This is a genomic window from Mesorhizobium sp. M0500, assembly GCF_040321165.1.
Taxonomy (GTDB): domain Bacteria; phylum Pseudomonadota; class Alphaproteobacteria; order Rhizobiales; family Rhizobiaceae; genus Mesorhizobium.
In genome coordinates this window covers 1-14,509 of sequence record NZ_JAMYRB010000016.1, presented here as the reverse complement: position 1 = coordinate 14,509, position 14,509 = coordinate 1, and the positions used below count along the sequence as shown (strand labels likewise).

The following is a 14,509-nucleotide window of genomic DNA, read 5'->3' as shown; positions in this document are numbered from 1 at the left end:
CGCCTAGGCGGAAGATTTGGCAAACAGCGCCTGCAGCTTGCCGAACGGCATGGCGGCGCGGGTGAAGCCGAAGGTGCCATCCTGCTGGATCTCGCGCGCCGCGGTCTCCAGCATGCCGAAAGCAAAATTGGTCAGCCATGGGCCGAGCGAGATGCGCTTTACCCCAGCCATGGCAAGATCGGCGATGGTGAAGCCGGGCCTAGCCATGACGTTCACGGGCTTGGTCAGCGCCGAGCAGACGGTTCGCACCATCTCGATGTCGCCCAGGCCCGGTGCATAGAGCACGTCGGCACCGGCTTTCTCGAAGGCCTGCAGCCGCTTGATCGTGTCGTCGAGATCGGGCTTGCCCCACAGGAAATTCTCGGCCCGCGCGGTGAAAACGAAATCGCGTTTCAGTGCCCGTGCCGCTTCCGCCGCCGCCGCGACGCGATCGACGGCATGCGAAAAATCATAGATCGGCTTGGCGGGCTCGCCGGTATGGTCCTCGATCGAGCAGCCGGCGAGGCCAGCCGCCTCGGCGGCGAAGATGGTCTCGCCGGCACTTGTCGCGCTGTCGCCCTTGCCCTTTTCGAGGTCCGCCGAAACCGGCAGCCCGGTCGCCGCTGACACTTCACGGCAATGATGGATCATCGCCTCGAACGTCACCGCGCCGTCCGGCAGGCCGCGCGAAAAGGCAAAGCCGGCGCTGGTCGTGGCCAGCGCCTTGAAGCCGAACGAGGCCAAGAGCTTGGTCGTGCCGACGTCCCATGAATTGGCCATAACGAAGATCGATGTATGCAGGTCGCGAAAAATCTTGCCCTTGTCCATGGATGCTCCCCTCCAGTGCAGAATGTGAGGCAAATTCTAGCCCGGCGGAACGCGCCGGGCAAACAAATGCGGTTGGCTCAGAAGCGTTTGGCGTTCTCTCCTGCCAATCGGTCCAGCGCATCGGAATCCTTGACGTAACGCGAAGCGTTTTTGTCCCAATGATAGGTGACGGAAATGTCGCGCGAAGACGCCTCTGGCGGCGGCTGGCCGTCGCAGCTTTCATCGCCCGGCACTGTCGCGTCGGTCACCGTAACCTTGATGGCTGCATAGGGCTGGCCGTCGGCAATCGCCTGGAAGGCCGCATTCTGCGTCCTTCGGTTGGTGCAGAGGTTTTCGTCGAACGTATAGATCATGTCGATCAGCTCGAACCTGTCGTTGCGGACCATGACCAGCGGCGCGATCACATAGCCCTGGCTCGAATTGAAATGCGTGCTCGTGGTGATGATGACGTCATCGCCGGGCCCGATCGACAGCTTGCCCGGATCGCGAAAGTAGGTGCTGCGGTCGACGGCAACATTGACCGCGTCGAGCAAGGCCGGCTTGCCGGTGATGTCGTAGAGTGCCAGCACTGCATAACCCTCGGCGCTGTCAGGCGAGTCGCCGAGGTCGAGCAGCATCGCCAGCCGGTCCTTGCCGCCGGCCTTGATGTCGAGCACGTCGGCGCTGGAAAGACCCGACGTCGCCGGCGGCGAGCCGTCGTAGTCCGGTCCAGCGATGTGGCGCATCTCGATCGGCATCGAACCCCGGAAAAAGCCGGCCTTGTCCGCGGCCAGATCGGGAATGACCATCCTGGCGAGATCGAGATAGGTGACATCGCCGTGGCCGGGGACAGCGCTGCCGAGCTCCGGGAAGCTGACGGCCTCCGCGCTGGCCGTCGTCCAAAGACAGGGCAGCAGCAGGCAAGCAACGATGAAACGAAGCAGGGAGAAGGTCATGCGCGCGCGCTCGTTATGTCGGGCGCGCGCAAGCTATAGCATTTTGCGGCCAAGAGGAAACACTTGGCGTTGCCTCACTATGTTGGTTTGGCTTGGCTCGCCAGGGTCTGCTGGAAAACCGGCACCAGCTGATCCATGGCGGCTGCGAGCCACGTGCCGAGTTCGTCGGGCAGAGTATCGTGAATCCAGACCAGGCGGCTCCGGCCCTCGCCCTCGGCAAAGACCTGCATGGAGGTGTTATCGTGAGTGACCTCGTCGCCGAGCCATCCCCACACGATCCGCCGGCCCTGCTCGTCGCGGGCGATGAGCCGCTCTCGCACGATCTTGCCGTCGGCGAAAGTAAGGACCCGTACGTCGCCCTCATCCACCCGGCAATCGACGAAAACGCCTGGGGCTATCCGTTGGGCGCCGCCGGCGAAGTCGCCCACCGTCGCCCATACGCTTTCCGGTGAAGCATCTACGATGATTTCCCTGACTATCGAAGCCATGTTTCGCCTTCCCTTCGTTAACAGGTAGACCTGTCTGTATACATATGGATGTATACAGACCTGTCTGCTATACGGTCAAGGCATGTCCGCAGCCCGAATCAACGATCGTCCCGAAAGTCTTGCGCGCCGCCGCATCCTCGAAACGGCGACCGCGCTGTTTTCTCTGGAGGGGGTCCGTGCAGTCGGCATCGACCGCATCATCGCCGAGGCCGGCGTTGCGAAGGCGACGTTCTATCATCACTTCGCGGCCAAGGACGACCTCGTCCGCGCCTATATCGAGGAGATCAGCAAGGGAGGACGGGCGGCAATCGCGAGCCTTGGCCGGCGGCCACCTCGCCTGATGATCCTTGCCGTATTCGATCTCATTGCCGATGCGGCGGATCAGCCGGGCTACCGCGGCTGCCCGTTCCAAAATGCCGCGGCCGAATACCCCGACCCGAGGAGCCCGGTTCGCGAGGCAATCGATAAGCATCGTCACTGGAAGTGGGGCATCCTCAGGGATCTGCTGATCGCTGACGCAAATCCCGATCCGGACCGCACCGCGGACGCGCTAACAGTGGCGGCCGACGGCCTGCTTGTCGTCAGTCATCTCGACAGGCCGGCCAATCTGCGCACTCTCATACGCGACACGGTCGACCGAGTACTTGGGGCGCCGCGCCCGGTCTGAGATCTGGCGCGCATGCAGCCTGCGCAAAGGCGATCAGTGGATCGGCACCAGCCCGGCCAGTTTACGCATGTCGTCGAACAGGATGCCTCCGGCTTCGATCAGTCCATCGCGGTCGGAAAGCGGGTCGCCGTGGTAGGAATAGACGCGCATGCCGGCGGCGATGCCGGCTGCCGTGCCGGCGACGCTGTCCTCGATGACGATGCAGTCGGCGGGCGCGAAGCCCATCGTCGCTGCCGCATGCAGGAAGAGGTCGGGGAACGGCTTGCCACGCGAGACCATGGTCGAGCTGAACAGCGCATGCTCGAAAAGCGGCAGCAGCCCGGTCTGGCCGAGCGTGATGTGCATTTTGGACACCCGTGCCGACGAGGCGACACAGGTGGCGATGCCGGCGGCGTGCACGGTTTCGATGAACTCGCGAACGTTGGGGATGGCCTCGACGCCATGCGCGAACAGGTCCGGCAGGCCGGCGTTCCAGCGCTCGACGAAATCGGCGCCGAGGCTGACGCCGGTCGCCTCAACTTCCTTCTGCACCGAGACCATGCTGCGGCCGGAGAAATTCTTGCGGCAATATTCGAAGCTGGCCGGAAAGCCGGCCGCGGTCAGCCATTCGGCGAGGCGCCGATTGGCCAGGTTCTCGGTGTCGACCAGAACCCCGTCGCAATCGAAGATGACGAGCTTGGGTATTTTCATCAGGCCGTGCCGGTCGATCCGAAGCCGCCCGAGCCGCGCGTTGTGCCGCCAGCCAATGTGCGCTCCTCGACGGTCGCCTGCGTCACCGGGGCGAAGACGATCTGGGCGATCCGCATGCCGCGCGTCACCGCGAAATCCTCGTCGCCGAGATTGATCAGCAGCACCTTGACCTCGCCGCGATAGTCGCTGTCGATGGTGCCCGGCGTGTTGAGGCAGGTGAGCCCGTGCTTGAAGGCGAGGCCCGAACGCGGCCGGACCTGGCCTTCGACGCCCTCCGGAATTTCCAGGACCAGCCCGGTCGGCACCAGCGCACGCTTTCCCGGCAGGATCAAAAGCGGCCTGTCGTCCGGGACGGCGGCGCGCAGGTCCATGCCGGCGGCGCCCGAGCTTTCATAGGCCGGAAGCGGCAAGCCCTCGCCATGCGGCAGCCTGACGAAGCCGACAGCCGGACCGATGACGGAGGTGGGATAAAGTGCTGCGCGCATGAGGCTGATCCTATCGTCGCGAACGCCGGTTCAGTCAACTCGGCGGCAATGCTATCAACGGCTTTCTTTCAGCACAGTTCCGCTTCAGCGCAGTTCCATCGGAACGACCGTGGTCTCCTTGATCTCCTCCATGACGAAGGAGGCCGAAACGTCCGACAGCGCCACCTTGGCGATCAGCCGCTGGTAGAGCCGGTCATAGGCCTTCACATCGGCAACGCGGGCGCGCAGGACATAGTCGAGATCGCCGGACATGCGGTAGGCGCCGGTGATCTCGGCAAAGCCGGTCACCGCCGCTCGGAATCTTTGCAGCCAGTCGGGATCGTGGTTCGAGGTGCGGATCAGGATGAACACCGAAAGGCCGAGCCCAAGCTTGTCGGCGTCGACCAGCGCCACCCGGCCGGTGATGACGCCGTCTTCCTCCAGCCGCTTCACCCGGCGCCAGCAGGCATTGCGCGACAGCGATATTCTTGCCGAGAGCTGGTCGACGGACAGCGTGCCGTCGCGTTGCAGCTCGGCCAGCAATCTCCGGTCTATTTCGTCGATTTCCGGCGCCATGTGGGATGTTTGTCCCAAAATTCAGCCTTTCACAAGGACAATTTGAGACCGATGAACCGAACACCCATGCCAGTATACTCATCGCCGGCTCTTCATGCCGGCAGGAGGGATCGACATGACGGCACGGCTCGCAAGACTTTTCACCTCTCACCCGGCCGCGGTCGGCGAGAGCTATTTCGGCCATATGGCTTTCGCCGCATGGTTCTCGTCGCGATTGTTCATGGCGGCGTTTGCCGCGCTCGTTCATGCTTTCTTGCCGTTTCTGTTCGAGACCACGGCAAGCGGCATCATCCGTGAGCTCTATGAGCGGACGCACAACAGGGGACGGTAGGCCGTAGAGGCGCCGAGCGCGGCGAGGCCGCTGGACAGGGCCGCCCCTCAACGGGCCCCGCAGCGCAATCCCGATCAAGCGCCGCCATCGTCGAAATGTCGAGCCAGGCTTGCATCCACGCGCCAATCCGCCATTTTGAGGAGCGCGGCGCGATAGCCCGGAGCATTCACCATGGATATCGTCTTTTCCTCGACCACCAATCTGGCCGCGGCCATCCGCGACCGTACGGTTTCCGCAATAGAGGTGCTGGACGAGCATCTGGCGCAGATTGACAGGCACAATGAGGCGGTCAACGCAGTCGTAACCCTCGATCGGGACGGTGCGCGGCAACGCGCTGGCAAGGCCGACGAAGCCCAGGCGCGCGGCGAGGCCCTTGGGCCGCTACACGGCGTGCCGTTCACACTGAAGGACACGCACGAAACAGCGGGCATGAGAACCACTGTCGGCTTCCCGGCTTTCGCCGACTTTGCCCCGAGGGCAGACAGTCCGGTCGTTGCCTGGCTGAAGGCGGCAGGCGGCATACTGGTGGGCAAGACGAACGTGGCGACAATGCTCGGTGACTGGCAGTCGAGCAATCCGCTGTTCGGCCGCACCGGCAATCCCTGGAATCTCCAGCGCACCGCCGGCGGCTCCAGTGGCGGTGCGGCGGCGGCGCTCGGCACCGGAATGACGCCGTTCGAGGTCGGCACCGACATGCAGGATTCGATCCGGCTGCCCGCTGCCTTTTGCGGCGTCTGCGGCCTCAAGCCGACCGAGCACCGCGTCTCGCTCGCCGGCGCCTTCCCCGATCCAGGCGGGGCGCCGCGCAGCGTGAGGCTGATCTCCTGCCTCGGACCGATGGCACGCAGCGTCGAAGACCTGGTACTGATCTACCGCCTTATTGCCGGGCCGGATGGAAGCGATACCGACCTTGCGCCGGTACCGGTCGAAGACATGCCGGAGCTGGATCTGACGACGCTGCGCATTGCCTTCGCGCCGTCCTTCCCAGGTTTTCCGGTGGCAGGCGAGATCAGGGCTGCGGTCGAAAGCCTGGCAAAGGAGCTTCAGGCGGCAGGCGCGATCGTCGAGGAGGCCAAATTGCCGAAGCTCGACCTGCACGACGATCTGGAGCAAGGCGGCGCGCTGATCGGCATGATGCTGGAGGCGGCCCAGCCCGAACCGCGGGAGAAGCCGACACCGGTCTCGCGCTGGTTCGAGGCGCTCGCCCGCCGCGACCGCTCCATCCTGGCGTGGGAACGGTTCTTCGACGGCTGCGACGCCTTGCTGTGCCCGGTCGCCATGGCCACCGCCTTCCCGCATTGCGATCCGGGAACGTCGATCGAGGTCGACGGCGAGAAGCAAACCTACTGGATGCTGCCGGCCTATGGCGCGGTGTTCAATTACAGCGGCCACCCCGCACTGTCGCTGCCCTGCGGACAGGACAGCAATGGCCTGCCCATCGGACTACAGCTTGTTGGCAAACGCTGGTCGGAGTCGCGCCTGCTCGGGATCGCCAGGGCAATCGAGCCGCTGGCCGGCGGCTTTCGCCGTCCGCCCGGTTATTGAGTAAACCGCCCCAGCCCGTAGGGATCAAGCAGCGGATCGCGCTCGCCATCGAGGATTTCGCGGGCGGCGAACAGGCCGACGGCCGGTGCCAGCGTGATGCCGGAATGCATGACCGCGACGTAGACGCCGCTCGTGCCTTCGGCGCGGCCAATGATCGGAAAGCCATCGACCGGCGTCGGCCGATAGCCAATGGTGTGGAAATCGAGTTCCAGCTCATCCGCGCCGCGCAGCATCGCCTTCATCGCCGCAAACAGGTCGCGGGCGGTGGCCGCAGCATCCATGCCGGGATCGGCGCCGCCGAAATCCGAGCCCGCGATGATGCGGCCTTCCGCCGTCTGGCGCATATGCAGGCGGTCGCCGATCACCAGGCCGTTGAGCAGCTTTTCGTAGGGGCGCGAATGCACGATCAGGCCGGGTGGCGTCTCGATCGGCAGTTCTATCCCGGCTGTTGCCGCTAGTGCCGGAGAGCCGGCTCCGGCCGCGATCACCACCTCGTCGGCAGCAATCCGCCCGCCGGATGTATCGACGCCGGCAATCCTGCCGTTGGCTTGCACCAGAGCGGTGACGGTCGTCTCGGCTACAATTCGCGCGCCGCGCCGTTCGGCGTCGGCCAGCAGTGCTTGCGTGGCGGCGACCGGCTCGGCGACACCTTCCTCGGCGACATAAAGGGCGAAATCGGGAAGTTCGGCCAGATTGGGCTCGATACGCGCCGCTCCGGCACGGTCGACACGCTCGATGCCGCAGCCCCATGCGGAGTGCTCGGCCGCATAGGCCTCAAGCTCGGGACGTGGCAGGTCCCACCACAAGCCACCGCACCACTGCAACGGGATGCCGGGCACCTCGTTCGCCAGCCGCGTCCATTCGGCCATCGACCGAATGCGTAGGCGGAAATAGACCTCCGGATTGCCCCAGCTGGCATTGATCCAGGCAAAGGAATTCGGTGTCGCGACGCCGCCGGCGCCGCTGCCGGCAATGACCGTCACCTTTGCTCCGGCCCTGGTCAGGTGCCAGGCGATGGAGGCGCCGATGATGCCGGCGCCGATGACGATGACTTGTTTCGCCGCTGTCATGCTTCACTCCTCGTTCCAACGCCACCACTGCGATGCCATTGCCCGTGGGTTCTGCCAAGAGCGCGCGGTATAAAATATGCTTCTTGACTTTAATACGTACGTACGTATTATACCGGCATGGCTAGACATTCACTTCGCGAAAAACTTCTCGACGCCGGTTTCAACACCATCTGGAATTCCGGCTATTCGTCCGCCGGCGTACGCGACATCGTCGCCGCGGCCGATGCCCGCCCGGGGTCCTTCACCAATCATTTTGTCTCCAAGGAGGCGTTCACCGGCGAGGTGCTGGACCGCTATTTCGCCTATGTGAGCGGTTTGGTGGAGCAGGCCCTTGCTCGGGACGGCACGCCCCCGGTCGGGCGCTTGCGCCGCTATCTCGAAATCATCACGTCGAAGCTGGAGGCGCATGATTGGGCACGGGGCTGCATGATCGGCAATCTCAGCCTCGAGACGGCGGCTCACAGCGAGGCGCTGAGGCTGCAACTCGTCGCCATTTTCGAACGCTGGCGTAAGCCCTTTGCCGAATGCATCGCCGAGGGCCAGGCGGCTGGCGACATCACCGACGCGTTCGATGCCGAGGACCTCGCCGATTTCCTGTTGAGTTCCTGGCAAGGCGCGATGCTGCGCATGAAGGTGGAGCGCAGTCCCGAACCGCTCGAGCGTTTCAAGAATATCGTCTTCAAAACAGTCTTCGCAAAAAGGAGCTGATCCGATGAACCCGAAACTCGAAAAGCGCACAATGTTGCCACGCTCGCAAGTCGCGGTGCTCGATTCCACCATCTCCTATGTCGAGGCAGGCACGGTTGGCCCGACGGTACTCTTGCTGCACGGCAACCCGACGTCGTCCTACATCTGGCGCGACATCATCCCGCATGTGGCGCCGTTCGGCCGCTGCATAGCGCCCGACCTGATCGGCTATGGCCAGTCCGGCAAGCCGGACATCGACTATCGCTTCTTCGACCACGTCCGGTATCTCGACACCTTCATCGAGACGCTTGGCATCACCGACATGGTTGTCGTCGCGCAGGACTGGGGCACCGCGCTCGCCTTCCATCTCGCCGCACGGCGGCCGCAGCGGATCCTCGGCCTCGCCTTCATGGAGTTCATCCGCCCCTTCGAGAGCTGGGACGATTTTCACCAGCGTCCACAGGCGCGCGAATTGTTCAAGGCAATGCGCACGCCGGGCATCGGTGAGAAGCTTGTTCTGGAAGACAACGTCTTCGTCGAAAAGGTGCTGCCGGCCGCTGTGCTGCGCACGATGAGCGATGAGGAAATGGCCGCCTACCGGGTGCCGTTCCCGACGCCGCAATCGCGCAAGCCGATCCTGCGGCTGCCGCGCGACCTGCCGATCGAAGGCCAGCCCGCTGATGTCGCCGCCATCAGTGAGCACGACCATCGGGCGCTCCGGGCATCCTCCTACCCGAAGCTGCTTTTCTCAGGCGATCCCGGCGCCCTCGTCTCGCCGCAGGCGGCACGGGGCTTCGCGGCTGGGCTGAAGAACTGCCGCCTGATCGATCTCGGACCCGGTGCGCACTATCTGCAGGAGGACCATGCCGACAAGATCGGCGCCGCAATTGCCGAGTGGGTTCCCGAGATAGCGTTCGAGAGCCATGCGGCCTGACGTCGGGACGTGAACCGGCGGCCGCGGCCGGCGGAGAGGTCGACAGCTTAGCTCTGCCGGTGCCAAGCGATGGAGGCGCCAATGATGCCGGATCCAATGACGATGATGTTCTTGCTCGCGGCCGTGTACCTTCAAACGCCCAGGACTTCTTGCCCTCATTGCCACCATGCTACAGACTTGCCAAGAGCGTTGCCGGGACCGCTCTCGAAGCGGGTCGATGACGATCGCCTCGATGGAAACGTTCAGCTCAATCACATGAGGGTCATTTGCGCCGCTGGATAAAAGGGCTGGTTTTTGCTGCAGCCGGAGCCGCCATTGTTTATGCCGTCTTCTTCGGCCCGCTGCCGATCGTTCGATCTTGGTGGCAGGACGACAACTGGCTGGATCCTTTGCATAAGCGCCATCGCATTGCTGACGGTTTGGTGCTGACCGGGGCGTTGGTTGGGAAATCGCGGGCAGAAGTTGTTGCCATGCTCGGCGAGCCGCCGAAGACGGACTATTTCGAGGACTGGAGTCTGGTTTATATTCTTGGTTCGGAAAGAGGATTTTTTTCGATCGACTCTGAATGGCTGGTTATGCGCCTGGATGACGCTGGCTCGGTCACGCAGGCGGCTATCGTCAGAGACTGAACCTGCTGCCGGGGTATCAGCGGTGTTTCCGTTCGACAGGCCGGAAAAGCGCTGCTAGAAGCCCGCGCCACAGACAGGATTCCATGAAATTGGCTGAAGACATCGAACAAGCGGTATCGCGCCGCCGCACTTTCGCGATCATTGCCCACCCCGACGCCGGCAAGACGACGCTCACCGAAAAACTGCTTTTGTTCGGCGGCGCCATCCAGCTTGCCGGCGAGGTCAAGGCCAAGAAGGACCGCATCCAGACCCGCTCGGACTGGATGAAGATCGAACGCGAGCGCGGCATTTCGGTGGTCACCTCGGTGATGACCTTCGAATACGAGGACACCGTCTTCAACCTGCTCGACACGCCCGGCCACGAGGATTTCGCCGACGACACCTATCGCACGCTGTCGGCGGTCGACAGCGCGGTCATGGTGATCGACGCCGCCAAGGGCATCGAGCCGCGCACGCTGAAACTGTTCGAGGTCTGCCGGCTGCGCGACATCCCGATCATCACCTTCGTCAACAAAATGGACCGCGAAAGCCGAGACCCATTCGACATCCTCGATGAGATCGAGCAGAAGCTGGCACTGGATACAGCGCCGATCACCTGGCCGATCGGCCGCGGCAAGACCTTTTCCGGGACCTACCATCTGGCGCTGAACGCGGTGCGCAAGGGCGACGCCGAAAAGGAGCGCACGCCGGTCAACGGTCCCGATTCCAACCGCGTTGCCGGCCTGTTGCCGGAGAACGAGCGGGAGGCCTTCATCGAGGAGCTGGAGCTGGCGCGCGCGGCCTGTCGCCCGCTCGACCTCGATGCCTTCCGCGAGGGCCATTTGACGCCGGTCTATTTCGGTTCGGCGCTGCGCAATTACGGCGTGCGCGATCTGATCGAGGCGCTCGGCGCCTACGGGCCGCCGCCGCGCGCGCAGGAGGCCGACAGCCGCAAGGTCGAGGCGACCGAGGACAAGATGACCTCCTTCGTCTTCAAGATCCAGGCCAATATGGACCCCAACCATCGCGACCGCATCGCTTTCGTCCGCGTCTGCTCCGGCAAGCTCGAGCGCGGCATGAAGGCCAAGCTGGTGCGCACGGGAAAACCGATGAGCCTGTCGGCACCGCAATTCTTCTTCGCCCGCACCCGCGTCACGGCCGACGAGGCGTTCGCCGGCGATGTCGTCGGCATCCCCAACCACGGCACGCTGCGCATCGGCGACACGCTGACCGAAGGCGAGGAGATCCTGTTTCGCGGCGTGCCGAATTTCGCGCCTGAAATCCTGCGCCGCGTTCGCCTCGGCGATGCCATGAAAGCCAAGAAGCTCAAGGAAGCGCTGCACCAGATGGCCGAGGAAGGCGTCGTGCAATTGTTCTCGCCGGAGGACGGCTCGCCAGCCATCGTCGGCGTCGTCGGCGCCCTGCAGCTCGACGTCTTGAAGGAGCGGCTAAACTTCGAATACACACTGCCGGTCGATTTCGAGATGTCGCGCTTTTCCGTCTGCCGCTGGATATCGGCCGACGACAGGGCCGAACTCCAGCGCTTCATCGAGGCGCATCGCGGCGACATCGCGCGCGATCTCGACAACGATCCGGTGTTCCTCGCCCAGCACGCCTTCTCGCTCAACTACGAGGCCGAGCGCTGGAAGGCGATCCGCTTCACCGCGGTCAAGGATTATCAGGTCCGCGACAGAGCGGCTTGATGCGCCCCTTCCCTTCTCCCTTTGTGGGAGAAGGTGTCGCCGAAGGCGACGGATGAGGGGTGTTCCAGGAAACACCAACGTCTCATTCCGTCCAGCACCCCTCAACCGTCTCGGCGCTTCGCGCCGATCCACCTTCTCCCACAGGGGGAGAAGGAAAGATCGCGTTCGTTCACCCTTTCGCTGCCTCTTCGATCTTGGCGATGTCGATCTTGCTCATCTGCATCATCGCCTGCATCACGCGGCCGGCCTTTTCCGTGTCGGGGTCCAGCAGCAGCCTGGGCAGCTGTTCGGGAACGACCTGCCAGGAGAGGCCGAATTTGTCCTTCAGCCAGCTGCACTGGCTGGGCTGGCCACCGCCCGCGATGAGCCTGTCCCAGAAATAGTCGACCTCTTCCTGCGTCTTGCAGTCGATGGAGAGCGAGACTGCCTGGGTGAACTTGAATTGCGGGCCGCCGTTGAGCGCCTGGAACTGAACGCCGTCGAGCTCGAATGAGACCATCAGCACCTTGCCCTCATTATCGCCGCTGCCCTTGGGCCAGCGCATCACGCTCAGCACCTTCGAATTCTTGAAGATGGAGATGTAATGGTTCATGGCCTCCTCGGCCTGGTCGTCGAACCACAGGCAGGGGGTGATCTTTTGCATTCTCTTGCTCCTCGGGCTGGTTTTGGCTTGTTTCACTCGCAAAACGGCCGGCTGGCAATTGATGCCCGGTCCCGCCGTCTGCTCAAGGACGCTCGAGCAAAACACGATCCGACAGCACTTCTGACTTTTTTACGGCCTGGACCGGCTGCGTCTTTGGCTGGCCGCTCGTTCCGCACCCTGGCGCAGCGCAAAATTGTGGCCAGACCAGAGTGTGCCGTCTATAAGGCCTGCGGCTCAATTCCGGTTTTCCGCACCTTTGGGCGCGACGCAGACAGCAAGGACAGTTCAATGCCCGCCTACCGTTCCCGCACCACCACCCATGGCCGCAACATGGCCGGCGCCCGCGGCCTGTGGCGCGCTACCGGCATGAAGGATTCGGATTTCGGCAAGCCGATCATTGCCGTGGTCAATTCCTTCACCCAATTCGTGCCGGGCCATGTCCATTTGAAGGATCTCGGCCAGCTGGTTGCCCGCGAGATCGAAAAAGCCGGCGGCGTCGCCAAGGAGTTCAACACCATTGCGGTCGATGACGGCATCGCCATGGGCCATGACGGCATGCTCTATTCGCTGCCGTCGCGCGAATTGATCGCCGACTCGGTCGAATACATGGTCAACGCGCACTGCGCCGACGCGATGGTCTGCATCTCGAATTGCGACAAGATCACGCCCGGCATGCTGATGGCGTCGCTGCGCCTCAACATCCCGACCGTCTTCGTCTCCGGCGGGCCGATGGAGGCCGGCAAGGTGGTGCTCGCCGGCAAGAGCCAGGCGCTTGATCTGGTCGACGCTATGGTCGCGGCCGCCGACGACAAGGTGTCCGACGAGGACGTCAGGACCATCGAACGCTCGGCCTGTCCGACCTGCGGTTCCTGCTCCGGCATGTTCACCGCCAATTCGATGAACTGCCTGACCGAGGCGCTCGGCCTGTCCTTGCCCGGCAATGGTTCGACGCTGGCGACGCATGCCGACCGCAAGCGCTTGTTCGTCGAGGCCGGCCACCTGATCGTCGATCTTGCCCAGCGCTATTACGAGCAGGACGACGACACCGCGCTGCCGCGCAGCATCGCCTCGAAGGGCGCCTTCGAGAACGCCATGACACTCGACATCGCCATGGGCGGCTCGACCAACACCGTGCTGCACATCCTCGCCGCGGCACATGAGGGCGAGGTCGACTTCACCATGGAGGACATCGACCGGCTGTCGCGGCGGGTGCCGGTGCTTTGCAAAGTGGCGCCGGCCAAGGCCGACGTCCACATGGAGGATGTCCACCGCGCCGGCGGCATCATGGCCATCCTCGGCCAGCTGGATAGCGCCGGGCTGATCAACCGCGACCTGCCGACGGTGCACACCGCAAGCCTCGGCGAAGCGCTCGATCATTGGGATATTTCGCGCACCACCAGCCAGAATGTCCGCGATTTCTTCCTGGCGGCACCCGGCGGCGTGCCGACGCAAGTCGCGTTCAGCCAGGACCGCCGCTGGGACGATCTCGATCTCGACCGCGAGAAGGGCGTCATCCGCTCGGCCGAACATCCTTTCTCCAGGGATGGCGGCCTTGCCGTGCTGAAAGGCAATCTGGCACTCGATGGCTGCATCGTGAAGACGGCGGGCGTCGATGAATCGATCCTGAAATTCACCGGTCCGGCAAGAGTGTTCGAAAGCCAGGACGCCAGCGTCAAGGCGATCCTGTCGAACGAGATCAAGGCCGGCGATGTCGTCGTCATCCGCTATGAAGGGCCACGCGGCGGACCCGGCATGCAGGAAATGCTCTACCCGACCAGCTATTTGAAGTCGAAAGGCCTCGGCAAAGCCTGCGCACTGATCACCGACGGTCGTTTTTCCGGCGGCACCTCCGGCCTGTCGATCGGCCATGTCTCGCCGGAAGCCGCGGAAGGCGGTCTGATCGGGCTGGTCAGGGAAGGCGACACGATCGAGATCGATATCCCCAACCGCACCATCAGGCTTGCTGTCGACGACTCCGAACTCATCGCCCGTCGCGCCGCGATGGAGGCCAGGGGAACGGCTGCCTGGAAGCCCGAAGAAAAGCGCAAGCGCAAGGTGACGACGGCCTTGCGCGCCTATGCGGCGATGGCGACAAGTGCCGCCAAGGGGGCGGTGCGGTACGTGCCGGAATAGAGGCTTTTCCTTCTCCCCTTCTGGGAGAAGGTGGATTGGCGCGCAGCGCCAAGACGGTTGAGGGGTGCTGGACGGAGTGTCGTCGGCGCCAAGCTGGAACACCCCTCATCCGGCCGCTTCGCGGCTACCTTCTCCCACAAGGGTGTTTGGACTGGGGACATCGCGAACAGATGTGCGAGGACATCGCGAACAGTTTTGCGCTTTTGCGCGAGGGGGTTCGGGATGCCA

The 14,509-nt window shown here is 63.7% G+C and carries 16 protein-coding genes; 8 read left to right on the top strand and 8 right to left on the bottom strand.

From position 1 onward, the window contains the following. Window positions 1–3: 3 nt before the first annotated feature. From NKI70_RS23735 to NKI70_RS23725, 3 genes are all read right to left on the bottom strand, one after another. Window positions 4–807 (bottom strand): isocitrate lyase/PEP mutase family protein, encoded by an 804-nt coding sequence (locus NKI70_RS23735; RefSeq protein ID WP_023676373.1) that lies wholly within the window; start codon window positions 805–807, stop codon window positions 4–6. 77 nt (window positions 808–884) lie between these two features. Further along, window positions 885–1,742 carry a hypothetical protein gene (locus NKI70_RS23730; protein ID WP_352698240.1) on the bottom strand — a complete coding sequence of 286 codons (858 nt, stop codon included), beginning with the start codon at window positions 1,740–1,742 and terminating at the stop codon, window positions 885–887. Window positions 1,743–1,819: 77 nt separating this feature from the next. After that, window positions 1,820–2,230, bottom strand: a complete 411-nt coding sequence (locus NKI70_RS23725; protein WP_352570218.1) for an SRPBCC family protein — start codon at window positions 2,228–2,230, stop codon at window positions 1,820–1,822. A gap of 82 nt (window positions 2,231–2,312) precedes the next feature. On the opposite strand from NKI70_RS23725, the gene NKI70_RS23720 reads away from it, so the two are divergent. After that, a complete protein-coding gene (locus tag NKI70_RS23720) occupies window positions 2,313–2,897 on the top strand; it encodes a TetR/AcrR family transcriptional regulator (protein WP_352698242.1) in 585 nt (194 codons plus the stop codon). 33 nt (window positions 2,898–2,930) lie between these two features. Here the strand turns inward: NKI70_RS23720 and NKI70_RS23715 are convergent, their stop codons facing one another. From NKI70_RS23715 to NKI70_RS23705, 3 genes are all read right to left on the bottom strand, one after another. Then, window positions 2,931–3,587, bottom strand: a complete 657-nt coding sequence (locus tag NKI70_RS23715; protein ID WP_352570216.1) for an HAD family hydrolase — start codon at window positions 3,585–3,587, stop codon at window positions 2,931–2,933. Beyond that, complete coding sequence (gene dut, locus NKI70_RS23710; protein WP_023717930.1) at window positions 3,587–4,072, bottom strand: dUTP diphosphatase; 486 nt, start codon at window positions 4,070–4,072, stop codon at window positions 3,587–3,589. Before dut ends, NKI70_RS23715 begins: the two co-directional genes overlap by 1 nt. An 84-nt stretch (window positions 4,073–4,156) precedes the next feature. After that, entirely contained in the window at window positions 4,157–4,627 is a 471-nt protein-coding gene (locus NKI70_RS23705) for an Lrp/AsnC family transcriptional regulator (protein ID WP_023676368.1), read from the bottom strand. 115 nt (window positions 4,628–4,742) lie between these two features. Here NKI70_RS23705 and NKI70_RS23700 point away from each other — a divergent pair, with 115 nt between their 5' ends. Both NKI70_RS23700 and NKI70_RS23695 read left to right on the top strand, forming a co-directional pair. Continuing rightward, window positions 4,743–4,958 (top strand): DUF6356 family protein, encoded by a 216-nt coding sequence (locus NKI70_RS23700; RefSeq protein ID WP_352469961.1) that lies wholly within the window; start codon window positions 4,743–4,745, stop codon window positions 4,956–4,958. Between the two features lie 171 nt (window positions 4,959–5,129). Next, window positions 5,130–6,503: an amidase gene (locus tag NKI70_RS23695; RefSeq protein WP_352698244.1), complete on the top strand. Its 1,374-nt coding sequence runs from the start codon at window positions 5,130–5,132 to the stop codon at window positions 6,501–6,503. Here the strand turns inward: NKI70_RS23695 and NKI70_RS23690 are convergent. Then, on the bottom strand, window positions 6,497–7,573 hold the full coding sequence (locus NKI70_RS23690) for an NAD(P)/FAD-dependent oxidoreductase (RefSeq protein WP_352698246.1): 1,077 nt from the start codon (window positions 7,571–7,573) through the stop codon (window positions 6,497–6,499). The genes NKI70_RS23695 and NKI70_RS23690 overlap by 7 nt on opposite strands. 117 nt (window positions 7,574–7,690) lie before the next feature. Between NKI70_RS23690 and NKI70_RS23685 the strand changes: the two genes are divergently transcribed. The 4 genes from NKI70_RS23685 (at window position 7,691) to NKI70_RS23670 (ending at window position 11,505) form a co-directional block, all read left to right on the top strand. After that, the gene (locus NKI70_RS23685) at window positions 7,691–8,281 is read left to right on the top strand and encodes a TetR family transcriptional regulator C-terminal domain-containing protein (RefSeq protein ID WP_352570213.1); all 591 of its coding nucleotides are present in this window, start codon (window positions 7,691–7,693) and stop codon (window positions 8,279–8,281) included. 4 nt (window positions 8,282–8,285) lie between these two features. After that, on the top strand, window positions 8,286–9,194 hold the full coding sequence (locus NKI70_RS23680; RefSeq protein WP_352698248.1) for a haloalkane dehalogenase: 909 nt from the start codon (window positions 8,286–8,288) through the stop codon (window positions 9,192–9,194). A gap of 266 nt (window positions 9,195–9,460) precedes the next feature. Next, entirely contained in the window at window positions 9,461–9,823 is a 363-nt protein-coding gene (locus tag NKI70_RS23675; RefSeq protein WP_352458662.1) for a hypothetical protein, read from the top strand. Window positions 9,824–9,906: 83 nt separating this feature from the next. After that, window positions 9,907–11,505, top strand: coding sequence for a peptide chain release factor 3 (locus NKI70_RS23670; RefSeq protein WP_502893745.1), 1,599 nt, complete (start codon window positions 9,907–9,909; stop codon window positions 11,503–11,505). Window positions 11,506–11,674: 169 nt separating this feature from the next. Here the strand turns inward: NKI70_RS23670 and NKI70_RS23665 are convergent, their stop codons facing one another. Beyond that, on the bottom strand, window positions 11,675–12,148 hold the full coding sequence (locus NKI70_RS23665) for a VOC family protein (RefSeq protein ID WP_023676360.1): 474 nt from the start codon (window positions 12,146–12,148) through the stop codon (window positions 11,675–11,677). Window positions 12,149–12,436: 288 nt separating this feature from the next. Between NKI70_RS23665 and ilvD the strand changes: the two genes are divergently transcribed. Further along, the gene (ilvD, locus tag NKI70_RS23660; protein ID WP_352698252.1) at window positions 12,437–14,281 is read left to right on the top strand and encodes a dihydroxy-acid dehydratase; all 1,845 of its coding nucleotides are present in this window, start codon (window positions 12,437–12,439) and stop codon (window positions 14,279–14,281) included. Window positions 14,282–14,509 lie beyond the last annotated feature (228 nt).